Raw genomic sequence first — 10,940 nt, forward strand, 5'->3', positions numbered from 1 at the left:
GGAACTCTCACTATGTCCGCCGCAGCCTCCACCATCCTTGTAGTCGAAGACGACGCCATCGTGCGCATGCTGATCGTCGATGTCCTCGAAGAGCTGGAGTTCCAGGTGCTTGAAGCGGCAGACGCCGAAAGCGCCCTGGGTATCGTCAACAATTCCGCGCTGACCATCGACTTGATGATGACCGACCACGGCCTGCCGGGCATGAGTGGCGTGGAACTGGCCGCCAAGGCCCGTGAACTGAGACCCGCCCTGCCGATTCTGTTTGCCAGTGGTTACGCCGAGAATATCAATGTGCCGGTTGGCACCCAGGTGATTGCCAAACCGTTCTCGATTGATCAGTTGCGTGACAAAGTCAAATCCATGCTGCCTTGACCCCATCCCCGTTGCCGCCTTTCACAGGCGGCACTTTAATCTCGTTGATGTCGACTGATCGATAGATCTTTGCGTTGAACCTCACGTGCCAAAAGACTTCCTGAGCAACTGAGTGCAAACTCTGCCTGCACGCAAAGGTTCAGCCGGTTGCGACTGTACGCGCCGACCGAAGCCTGCGTTGATAACCGCTGAAACCTCGACGACATCCGACTGATTCAGTAAGGACGCAACAACATGATTCGAACACCGACGCGCCTGCTGTTGGCGAGCCTCTCGATTCTCATGAGTACCGGCGCCTGGGCCGATTTCACCGCCACGCCGAGTGAAGCACGGGCCATTGCCAAAGAAGCCTACCTTTATGGCTTCCCGGTGGTGGAGATGTACAAGACTCTCTACACCCAGGCCGTCGACAAAGCCGGGCCGAACTTCAAGGCGCCGTTCAACCATATCGGCAACACTGCGCAAGCGATAACCCCTAAAGATACCGCCATCCCCACCCCCAACCCGGACACGCCCAACTCCTTTGTCTGGCTCGACCTGCGGGCCGAGCCAGTGGTACTGACCCTGCCCAGGATCGAAGACAACCGCTACTACGCCGTGCAGTTGATCGACCTCTACACGCAGAACTTCGGCTACCTGGGCACACGCAGCACCGGCAACAACGGTGGCCACTACATGGTCGTCGGCCCGGGCTGGAAAGGCCAGCAGCCAACCGATATCGACCGCGTCGTGTACAGTGAAAGCAACATCGCCTACGCCCTGTACCGCACGCAATTGTTCGATGAAAAGGACCTGGGTAAGGTAAGACAGATCCAGAGCGGCTATAAAGTCCAGACCCTGAGCAGCTACGTAAACCAGCCTAAACCCATCAAGCCGCCGAAAATTGCCTGGCCCAAGCCTACGCCGAACATGAGCGACAGCGTGCATCTGTTCCGCTATCTGAACTTCATGCTGGCGTACGCAGCACCGCAGGACAGTGAGAAAGACGTGCTCGCGCGTTTTGCCAGGATCGGCGTTGCGGCGGGCAAACCGTTCGACCTCAAGGCTCTGACGGTTGAGCAACGCAAAGCGCTGGATGACGGCATCGCCGACGGCAAAGCCGAGTATGCCGCCTTCAAAAAAGACAAGATCGATACCCATCAAGTATCCAGTGCTGACCTGTTTGGTAACCGCGACCACCTCCAGAACAATTACCTGTACCGCTACGCCGGCGCCAACCTGCACCTGTTTGGCAACTCCGGCGATGAAACGGCCTACCTGCGCTACTCCGTGGACAGCGAAGGCAAACCCGCCAACGGCGCACGCCACAGCTACACCCTGCACTTTGCAAAGGACCAGTTGCCGCCCGCCGACGCATTCTGGTCACTGACCATGTACAACGCCAAGACCAACCTGCTGACCCCCAACCTGAAAAAGCGCTACCTACTCACGTCGGGGATGTTGCCCAACTTCAAGCTCGACGCCGATGGCGGCCTGACGCTGTTGGTCGCGCACCACGAGCCACCGAAGGCGGAACAAAGCAACTGGCTGCCAGCACCACCCGGCCCGTTCTATGCCCTATTGCGCATTTACCTGCCCAAGCCTGAAGTGGGTAACGGGCAATGGAAGCAGCCACCGCTCACACCGATCAAATAGCACCCGCTCAAGTCGCGCACCGTTTGAGGCTTAGCCCTTTTTAAGCTTCAAAAACGATTGATGCAGGTCCGACGCCCAGCCGTCGATGACGCTTTTCACGTCATCGGCTTTCATCACCTGGGAGTCGTTTGCCAACGGTTTACCGGTGCCTTTGCGCACGACTTGGGCGACCACCTTGCCACTGGCACCATCGAGGAATTGGGCTTCGGTGCCCAAGGTGGTTTCCTGGTCACGAATTCCGGCGCCCGTGCTGACCGTGGCGACCACCAGGGCGACAGGAATGTACTCATATGGCTTGAGACTTTCGGTCTTGCTGCTGACGGCGGTGATCGCCGCACGCACCACTATCACGCCCGGGCCTGGTCCATCGGCCAGAGGCAAGGACTTTTCCAGTTCGCGCTTGAGCGCCTGGCTGTAGTAGGTGCTGATGCCCTGCAGGGTGCTTTCAGGGATCTTGGTGCTGGCTTGCGGCTTGGGGTAGAACTGGGTGGGCTCGATGTACACCGCGTTATAGCGGCTCAGACTCAGGTTGGGGTCCACCCAACGCATCACCGGCGCGCCCGATGGCGACTTGGCTTCCTTGAGGTTGCTGTAGTCGGAGAGAAACCCGGAGTATTCGTCCGGCTGCGTCACCTTGCTGGAACACCCCATCACCCCGATCGTGACAATACACACGGTGCTGATCATTATTCCCAGTTTCATCGCGATACTCCTTGGCTGACGTTGAGGAAGCGCTGAGCATTAGGTATAGCTGATGCTGGAGCTGCCGCAATTAAGCAAACCCGCTCGGGGCGGCCTGCATTAACAGTCTTTGACACTTTCCCGACAAAGCTCACAAAGACGCATGGACGGGCCACCCCTAGCATTCGAGCATCCAAACCACCCCTCGGGTGCTCATCATGTTTCGCACTTTGCGCAGTATCCCGCTGCTGGGCTGCCTGCTGGGCAGCATCGGCTGCCATGGCCAGCCACCGGCCCCGCCGCCTATCCCCAAGGGCGACTACAGCGCAATCATCCGCTACCTGCAAAAACGCATCCCCGTTGAAATGGCCAGGCAAGGCACCGCCGGCCTGTCCATCGCCCTGGTCAACGGCCAGGAACTGATCTGGGCCCAAGGGTTTGGCGTTGCCGACAAAACCCTCGGCAAACCGGTCACCCCTAACACCGCCTTCCGCGCCGGTGCCCTCTCCAAACTGCTCACCGCCACCGCTGCCCTGCAATTGGTTGAGCAACAGCGCCTGGACCTCGACGCGCCGATCCAGGATACCCTGCGGGAATTCTACGTACGCTCGCGTTTTCACTCCGACCAGGCCGCCGCCGACCGCGACATCACCCTGCGCCGCCTGCTCAGCCACCAGTCCGGGCTGCCCAGTGAACACCTGCGGGACGTGCGCAACACCTTCGCCATGGGCCAGATGCCGATGCGCATTTCCGGGGTGTGGCTGAGCACGCCACCGGGCACCCAGGTGGCCTACTCCAACCTCGGCTACGCCCTGGCCGGCGCTGCCATCGAACGCAGCAGCGGGCAAGACTTCGAAACCCGGTTGCAAAGCAGCCTGCTCAAGCCGCTGGAGATGAACCAGTCGAGCTTCGTTGGTACCGGCGCGCAACCGGGCTTCCGCGCCCGGGGTTATGAAGACGGCATTGCCAGCGCCGACGCCCAGGTACGCGACCTCGCCGCCGGTGGTTTGTGGACCAGCCCCAAAGACCTCAGCCACTACGTGCGCATGCTTTTTGCCCGGGGCCTCTACAAAGACAAACAGGTACTGGGCAGCCCGTCGATTGATGAAATGTTCACCCGACAAAACACCGGCAACGCCCTGGATTTCGACTGCCAGATGGGCCTGGGATGGTTTCTCGCGCCCTGCGGTGACGAGCCGGTGGCCCCGGGCATCCGCACCTTTCAGCACAGCGGTGGCGGCGACGATTTCGCCGCGCAACTGACAATGCTGCCGGACCAGCAACTGGCCGTGATCGTGATGGCCAACGACAGCAACGCCGAAGAGCTGGTGGTGTCCCTGACCACCGACACCCTGCGCCTGATGCTTCAGGCCCAGACCGGCAACCCGGTGTGTGCCGACACCTGCCAGGAACCCACCCACGGACTGAAAATTCGCCAAGTGCCCGCTGCCATTGACCGCACGTGCCTGGCCGGTTTCTATGCCACGGCCTGGGGCGTGTTCCGCATCAAGGACGAAAACGGCAAGCTGTATGGCGAGTTGGCCGACACCCGTTTCGAACTGCTGCGCGATGGCCAGGGCTGGCTGCGGGCACAGCAGAAGTTCCTGGGGTTCTGGCTCAAGGACCTGGGCGAGCTGGGCCGCGTACAGCTGGATGTGGTGACGGTGCAAGGCCGCCAGATGCTCACCGCCCGCAGCCACGGCCAGCGGGTGCCGGTGGGCGAACGTATCGAACCGACGCCACTGAGCAACGCCTGGGCCGACACCATCGGCACCTATCAGGTGCTCAACACCCATGAGCCCGACGCGCCCTTGAGCGGCATCAGCGTGCGCCTGGAAAACGGCTTCCTGGTGATCCGCGGCCAACTGCATGACGAGCCGCTGACCGACTACATCCTGCTGCCCGTGGACAACGCCCACGCGGTGCTGGCCGGCAACGGCTATGGCCTGGGCGACACCGTGAGCCGCCAGGTCAACGGCCTGAGCGCCTCCGGCTACCACTTCAAACGTACCGATTCTCCCCACAACCCCTTGAGTCTCTGACCTCACATGAAGACCCTCCTGCGTTCAAAACCCCTGTGCCTGTCCCTGACGTCGCTGTGCCTGCTGGCCAGCGCCGACACCCTGCGGGCCGAAGATTGGGAATACACCCTCAAGGCCGGCGTGGCCAACCTGCCCCGCTACAGCGGCAGCGACGAGCGGGTGACCGCGCCGGTGCTGGGGGCGGCCATCGTCAGCCCGTGGGGGATTTTCCTCGACACCGACAAGGGCCTGGGCTGGGGGTATGACGGCGGCGGCGCGAGCTTCAGCGCCTACGTCGGCGCCAGCAGCTCACGCAAGGACGAGAGCAAAAGCGGCCGGCCGGGCTCGAAGAAACTCAAGGGCATGGGCGAGATCAAGACCCGCGCCCAGGTGGGTGTCAGTGGCAGCTATAACCTGGGCGGGGTGATTATCGGCGCGACCCTGGAACATGCGCTGAAGGAGGACGATCACAAGGATTCCGGCAAGGCCTTCACCCATCTGGAACTGAGCCTGGGCACCAACCTGTATGACGGCGACTACGGTTCGCTGGACGCCAGCCTCAGCAGCCATTTTGGCGACAGCAACTACATGCAGACCTGGTACGGCGTCACCACCGGCCAGGCCGCGCAGAGTCGCTTCAAGGCCTACAAGGCCAGCGGTGGCAATATCAGCAACGGCATGAATGTGGTGTGGAGCTTGCCGATCAGCGAGCACACCAAATTCTCGACGTTGCTGGATGTGCAGTACCTGGCCGACAAGGCCGGCCAATGCCCGATTGTGGAGAGACGCTTGCAGACGTCGGTGATGGGGATGGTCGAGTACACCTTCTAATTGGGTAACCCAATCAAAAATGTGGGAGCTGGCTTGCCTGCGATGCAGGCACCTCGGTCTTTCAGTGAGACACAGGTGATGCTATCGCAGGCAAGCCAGCTCCCACATCTGATCTCCATCGTTCCTCGCTCGTTACTCGACATACGCCCACGTCATCCGGAACGACGCCCCGCCCCACTCCGAGTCCAGCACTTCAACCTGCCCGCCATGCCACTGGCACACGCGCTGCACCAGTGCCAGGCCAAGGCCGAAGCCGCCGGTGCGGCGGTCGCGGCTGGCATCCAGGCGCAGGAACGGTTCGAAAATCTTCGCCCGCCCTTCCACCGGCACGCCCGGGCCGTCGTCATTCACCCGCACTTCATAGCCGGCACCAAACTTCACCAGTGACACTTCCACGCGCCGGTCGGCGTAGCGAATCGCATTGCGCAACAGGTTGATCACCGCCCGCGCCATAAAGCGCGGCTCGATGCGGATGTAGTCGACTTCGCAGGTGCGCAGCAGCAACTGCACCCCTTCCGCCTCGGCCTCCAGAGCGACGCTGCCAATCACGCTGTCGAGCCAGCTGTGGGCCTCGATGCTTTCCCGGGTGATCTGCGTGGCGCCACGCTCCAGGCTGGCGTAGGTCAACAGCTCCGAGACCATTTCTTCCAGCTCGCCGAGGTCGGCGTACATGTCCTCGATCAGCGCGCGGCTTTGCCGTGGGTCGGCCTGTTGCTTGAGCTGGTCCAGTTCAAACGACAACCGCGCGATCGGCGTGCGCAGCTCGTGGGAGACCGCGTTGGTCAACTCGCGCTGATTGGCGATCAGGCTTTCGATGCGCTCGGCCATCTGGTTGAAGTGCCCCGCCAGCTCGCGCACCGTGGAGCGGCGCGGCAGCAGGATCCGTGAGCCGAGGTCGTTGTCGCCGAAACGTTGCGCCGCCAGGCGGATGTGCTCCAGGTCGCGCCAATGGGGCCGAACCCAGAAATACAGGACGATCGCCAGGCACAGGCCCAGGAAGCCATACGCCCACATGTACAGCCACTTGGGTTCTTCCGGCAGTTTGATTTCGAGCATTTGCGGGCCGCCATCGATGTCGACCAGGAACTCCATGAAGTCCCCCCGCACCAACAACTGCCCGGCGGCCAGCAGCTGTTTCTCACGCTCGGTCATCGCCAGTTGGTCACGCTGTACCAGCGCCAGGCGCAGCCCATAGTGCGGTTGCAGTTCGGCCAGGCGTGCGGCCCTGGCGTCCCCTTTCACCGGGCGCAATTGCTCCACCAGCCCATACGCCGGGCCGCGCAGGGCTTCGCGGTTGTAGGTTTCGTTGGCCTCCGGCAGCAGCTCGTCGAAGGTGTAGTTCACCAGCCAGATTGCCCCGGCCAGGCCGATGGCCAGGATGATATACAGACGCAGAAACAGCCGTAACATCTAGACCTCCCACGCAAACGGATTGAACAGGTAGCCCTTGCCCCAGATGGTCTTGATGCACACCGGTTCCCGGGGGTTGTCATTGAGCTTGCCGCGCAGCTTGCTGATGTACACGTCGACGCTGCGGTTGAGCCCGTCGAAGGCGATCCCGCGCATGCGGTTGAGAATGTCATCGCGGGAGAGGATTTTCCCGGCAGAGCTTGCCAGCAACCACAGCAATTCGAATTCCATGGTAGTCAGGTCAATCTTCTCGCCGCCCAGGCTGACCACACGGCAACTGCGGTCGATGGCCAGCCGGCCGAACTCAAGGGAACCGCGCACGGTGGGTTCCGGGGTCTGGCGGCGTTGCAGGGCACGCAGCCGGGCCAGCAGCACCGGCGGTTTGATCGGTTTGATCACGTAGTCGTCGGCGCCGGACTCCAGGCCGAGGATATGGTCCAGGTCGTCTTCCTTGGCGGTAAGGATCACGATAGGCGTGTCGGACACGTTACGAATTTCGCGGCACACATGCAGGCCGCTCTGGCCCGGCAGCATCAGGTCGAGCACGACGATCTTGGGCTTGAACTCCAGGAAAGCCGCCAGGGCGAGGTCGCCCCGGTGCACCGCCAACACCTCGAAGCCATGCTGGGACAGGAAATGGGCGATCAGCCCTGCCAGCTTCTGATCGTCCTCCACGAGCAAGACCTTGCCGAGACCCAAGTTATCCATAAATTTCCAGTGCACGCGCGGATTGAAGTGTGCGCATTATAGGTGGCAAGCTGGTCAACTAAAGCAGCTGGCCATCACTGGCCGACGAAGCTTCATGCTTTTAAGAGTTTTTAACAAATAGCCTGCAATCTTTAACGCCATCACAGGGAGTTGTATGCGCAAGGATTACCTGGCGTTCTTCATGTCGTTGTTCCTGTCCCGCCTCGCTGACCAGATTCTGTTGTTCATCGTGCCGTTGATCGTGTTCCAGACCACCAACAGTGTGTCCTGGGCCGGCCTCGCGTTTTTCGTCGAATCGTTGCCGCGTTACCTGTCGTTCCCGGTGTGCGGGGCGTTGTGCGACAAGTATCCCGCCGTGCGCATCCTGCATATCAGCCAGGTTTACCGGGCACTGGCCTGTGTGGCGGCGGTGCTGCTGTACGGAATGTTCGACGGGATTTACTGGATCGTCATCCTTTCGGCCCTGTGCGGCGTGTTGACCACCCAGGGCATCATGGCCCGGGAAGTGTTGCTGCCGCATATCTTCAAGCATTACAGCTATGCCAAGACCTTGTCCTATTCGCAGATTGCCGACCAGACCGGGCTGGTGCTGGGCCCCCTGGTGGCGGCGCTGATGCTGGAGGTGTGGGCGTGGCACTGGGTGGTCATGGGGATTGCCGGGTTGTTCCTGCTGGCAGACCTGGCCATGGGCATCTGGCAACGCAACACCACCGTCAATCTGGAGACTTTCGAGCAACACAATGACATCTGGCTGCAACCGCTGCGTATCGCCTTCGGGCATATCCGCGACCTGCCGGAGCTGAAAAAGATCATTGCCCTGGCGGTGGGCGTGAACCTGATCATCGGCGTGACCCTGGCGACCTCCGCCGCGATGGTCATCGGCCAATACGCCGCCGGCAAAGACACCTACGCCGGATTGCAGGCGGCGGGCGCGGTGGTGACCATTGTCATTCTGTTCTACCTGGCGCGTGCGTCCCTGCCGCTGAAGGTACTGGGCGGTTTGTCGTATTCGATGATTGCCGTGGGGGCGCTGATCACCGCGATCAGCCCGAATGTATGGGCGTATACCCTGGGCTTCCTGCTGGTGACCGGTTTCGACAAGATGTTCAACGTGTACATCCGCAGCACCCGCCAACGGGTGATCCCGGTGCGGGACTTTGGCAAGACGGTGGGGGTATTGACCTTGCTCAACAACCTCTCGCAGCCAGTGGCCGGGTTGTTGATTGCGCTGCTGGCGGCGCCGCTGGGGACGCAGACGGTGATCCTGCTGCTGGCCGGGATCACCGCGTTGATCGGTGTAGCGGTCGCGTCAGGCTGGCACGCCACTGTGAAAGCGGAACTCGACGTCCGGTGACTCGATCAGCTCCTGCTCGGCGGCGCGCACCCGGTCGATGACCTGGGCAATGTCCTTGGCATCGCCGTACTGGTAAGCCAGTTTCAGGTAACCCTGGAAATGCCGGGCCTCGCTTTTCAGCAGGCCGAAGTAAAACTTGCCGAGTTCTTCGTCCAAATGCGGCACCAGTGCTTCGAAACGCTCGCAACTGCGGGCTTCGATAAACGCACCGACCACCAGGGTGTCCACCAGTTTGACCGGTTCATGGCTGCGCACCACTTTGCGCAAACCCGACGCGTAGCGGCCGGCAGACAACTGGCGCAGTTCAATCTTGCGCTTCTTCATCAGGCGCATGACTTGCTCATGGTGCACCAGTTCTTCACGGGCCAGGCGCGACATCAGGTTGATCAGGTCGACATGGGAATGGTACTTGGCGATCAGGCTCAAGGCGGTGCTGGCGGCCTTGAATTCACAGTTCTTGTGGTCGATCAGCAAGGTTTCCTGGTCGGCCAACGCGGCCTGGACCCAGCCGTCGGGGGTGCGGCAACCGAGGAATTCGTGGATTTCTGGCAGGTTCATCGGGCTCACGGGCAAAGAATCACAAAAAGGGCCGCGATTATACCGACCACGCCGCAGACCGCCAGCCACCGGGCTTGATGTGCATCAACATGACGTGTGCCGGGCAGCAACTATAGTTGTTCCACGCCCACCTTTTTTGGAGAACCAGATCATGCAAGCCATCCGCAGCATCCTGGTGGTCATCGAGCCCGAGCATTCGGAAAGCCTGGCCCTCAAGCGCGCCAAGCTGATTGCCGGGGTAACGGGGGCGCACCTGCATTTGCTGGTGTGCGACAAAAAGCACGAGCATTCGGCGATGTTGAGCCTGCTCAAGGCGGGTTTGCAGGAGGATGGCTACAGCGTCACCACCGAACAGGCGTGGAATGACAGCTTGCATGAAACCATCATCGACGTGCAGCAGGCCGAGGGTTGTGGGTTGGTGGTCAAGCAGCACTTTGCTGACAGCCCGCTGAAAAAAGCACTGTTGACGCCGGCGGACTGGAAGCTGATGCGTTACTGCCCTACGCCCGTTCTGCTGGTGAAAACCTCCAGGCCGTGGGCGGGCGGGGTAATTTTGGCGGCCATCGACGTGGGGAATTCCGATGCCGAGCACCAGGCTCTGCATAATTCGATCATTGATCACGGGTTTGATATCGCCAGCCTGGCCAAGGCGCAGTTGCATGTGATCAGTGCGCATCCTTCGCCGATGCTGTCGGCGGCGGATCCGGTGTTTCAGCTCAAGGAGACGATCGAGGCGCGGTATCGTGAGCAGTGCAAGGCGTTTCAGGCGGAGTTTGATATTGATGACACCCACCTGCATATCGAGGAAGGGCCGGCGGATGTGTTGATTCCTCATGCGGCGCACAAGTGGCAGGCGGCGGTAACCATTATTGGTACGGTGGCGCGGACCGGGATTTCCGGGGCGTTGATCGGGAATACGGCGGAGGTGGTGCTGGATGCGGTGGACAGTGATGTGTTGGTGCTCAAGCCGCAGGAGTTGATGGATCATCTGGAAGAGCTGGCTAACGGGTGAGGCTTTTTTTGGGGGGGGCATATCCGTTTTTTGGGTGATGGCTTCGATGGGTTCCGCTCTTACAGCGGGTCACTTTTGAAAGGAGCCCAAAAGTAACCAAAAGGCTCTTGCCCCACCACTCGGCACCTCGCCTAGGCTCGGTGTGCCCTCACTCCGGTACTACTGCGCGGGCCGCCGCGACGGGGCGTCCCTGCCCCGTCGCGGCTAAACCGGCGTCCTGCCGGTTTACCCGCTCCGTACTACCTGCGTTCGGCCAGCGTGGTTTAACGGGGCGCCTAAGATCAAGATCAAAAGCAGATCAACAGCACAGCGGCCTACAGGCCGGCTTGAGTGGTGTGAAGCAAAGGCAACATCAAGA

General features: G+C 61.1%; 10 protein-coding genes. 6 read left to right on the forward strand and 4 right to left on the reverse strand.

What is annotated here, in order from left to right:
• Positions 1-12 precede the first annotated feature (12 nt).
• Complete coding sequence (locus P3C29_RS31495) at positions 13-372, forward strand: response regulator (RefSeq protein WP_201124182.1); 360 nt, start codon at positions 13-15, stop codon at positions 370-372.
• A gap of 234 nt (positions 373-606) precedes the next feature.
• Entirely contained in the window at positions 607-2,007 is a 1,401-nt protein-coding gene (locus P3C29_RS31500; RefSeq protein ID WP_275966346.1) for a DUF1254 domain-containing protein, read from the forward strand.
• Positions 2,008-2,037: 30 nt separating this feature from the next.
• On the opposite strand, the gene P3C29_RS31505 is transcribed toward P3C29_RS31500, so the two are convergent.
• Positions 2,038-2,709: a DUF3313 domain-containing protein gene (locus P3C29_RS31505; protein WP_275966347.1), complete on the reverse strand. Its 672-nt coding sequence runs from the start codon at positions 2,707-2,709 to the stop codon at positions 2,038-2,040.
• Positions 2,710-2,906: 197 nt separating this feature from the next.
• Here P3C29_RS31505 and P3C29_RS31510 point away from each other — a divergent pair, with 197 nt between their 5' ends.
• Positions 2,907-4,730, forward strand: a complete 1,824-nt coding sequence (locus P3C29_RS31510) for a serine hydrolase domain-containing protein (RefSeq protein ID WP_275966348.1) — start codon at positions 2,907-2,909, stop codon at positions 4,728-4,730.
• A 6-nt stretch (positions 4,731-4,736) separates the two neighbouring features.
• Positions 4,737-5,540 carry a MipA/OmpV family protein gene (locus P3C29_RS31515; RefSeq protein WP_275966349.1) on the forward strand — a complete coding sequence of 268 codons (804 nt, stop codon included), beginning with the start codon at positions 4,737-4,739 and terminating at the stop codon, positions 5,538-5,540.
• Positions 5,541-5,672: 132 nt separating this feature from the next.
• On the opposite strand, the gene P3C29_RS31520 is transcribed toward P3C29_RS31515, so the two are convergent.
• Positions 5,673-6,950 (reverse strand): ATP-binding protein, encoded by a 1,278-nt coding sequence (locus P3C29_RS31520; RefSeq protein WP_010171151.1) that lies wholly within the window; start codon positions 6,948-6,950, stop codon positions 5,673-5,675.
• Positions 6,951-7,658 carry a winged helix-turn-helix domain-containing protein gene (locus P3C29_RS31525; RefSeq protein WP_010171153.1) on the reverse strand — a complete coding sequence of 236 codons (708 nt, stop codon included), beginning with the start codon at positions 7,656-7,658 and terminating at the stop codon, positions 6,951-6,953.
• Positions 7,659-7,812: 154 nt separating this feature from the next.
• Between P3C29_RS31525 and P3C29_RS31530 the strand changes: the two genes are divergently transcribed.
• On the forward strand, positions 7,813-9,012 hold the full coding sequence (locus P3C29_RS31530) for an MFS transporter (RefSeq protein WP_275966350.1): 1,200 nt from the start codon (positions 7,813-7,815) through the stop codon (positions 9,010-9,012).
• Here the strand turns inward: P3C29_RS31530 and miaE are convergent.
• Positions 8,968-9,570, reverse strand: a complete 603-nt coding sequence (miaE, locus tag P3C29_RS31535) for a tRNA isopentenyl-2-thiomethyl-A-37 hydroxylase MiaE (RefSeq protein ID WP_008431008.1) — start codon at positions 9,568-9,570, stop codon at positions 8,968-8,970. The two genes, P3C29_RS31530 and miaE, sit on opposite strands and share 45 nt — an antisense overlap.
• A 151-nt stretch (positions 9,571-9,721) precedes the next feature.
• Here miaE and P3C29_RS31540 point away from each other — a divergent pair, with 151 nt between their 5' ends.
• Complete coding sequence (locus P3C29_RS31540) at positions 9,722-10,582, forward strand: universal stress protein (protein WP_010171159.1); 861 nt, start codon at positions 9,722-9,724, stop codon at positions 10,580-10,582.
• Positions 10,583-10,940 lie beyond the last annotated feature (358 nt).

The organism is Pseudomonas sp. 1912-s (genome assembly GCF_029269205.1).
Lineage (GTDB): Bacteria > Pseudomonadota > Gammaproteobacteria > Pseudomonadales > Pseudomonadaceae > Aquipseudomonas.

Excerpts from the sequence above, each read along its gene's own strand:
- P3C29_RS31495 (WP_201124182.1), top strand. The coding sequence starts at position 13 with ATGTCCGCCGCAGCCTCCACCATCCTTGTAGTCGAAGACGACGCCATC.
- P3C29_RS31500 (WP_275966346.1), top strand. The coding sequence starts at position 607 with ATGATTCGAACACCGACGCGCCTGCTGTTGGCGAGCCTCTCGATTCTC.
- P3C29_RS31505 (WP_275966347.1), bottom strand. The coding sequence starts at position 2,709 with ATGAAACTGGGAATAATGATCAGCACCGTGTGTATTGTCACGATCGGG.
- P3C29_RS31510 (WP_275966348.1), top strand. The coding sequence starts at position 2,907 with ATGTTTCGCACTTTGCGCAGTATCCCGCTGCTGGGCTGCCTGCTGGGC.
- P3C29_RS31515 (WP_275966349.1), top strand. The coding sequence starts at position 4,737 with ATGAAGACCCTCCTGCGTTCAAAACCCCTGTGCCTGTCCCTGACGTCG.
- P3C29_RS31520 (WP_010171151.1), bottom strand. The coding sequence starts at position 6,950 with ATGTTACGGCTGTTTCTGCGTCTGTATATCATCCTGGCCATCGGCCTG.
- P3C29_RS31525 (WP_010171153.1), bottom strand. The coding sequence starts at position 7,658 with ATGGATAACTTGGGTCTCGGCAAGGTCTTGCTCGTGGAGGACGATCAG.
- P3C29_RS31530 (WP_275966350.1), top strand. The coding sequence starts at position 7,813 with ATGCGCAAGGATTACCTGGCGTTCTTCATGTCGTTGTTCCTGTCCCGC.
- miaE (WP_008431008.1), bottom strand. The coding sequence starts at position 9,570 with ATGAACCTGCCAGAAATCCACGAATTCCTCGGTTGCCGCACCCCCGAC.
- P3C29_RS31540 (WP_010171159.1), top strand. The coding sequence starts at position 9,722 with ATGCAAGCCATCCGCAGCATCCTGGTGGTCATCGAGCCCGAGCATTCG.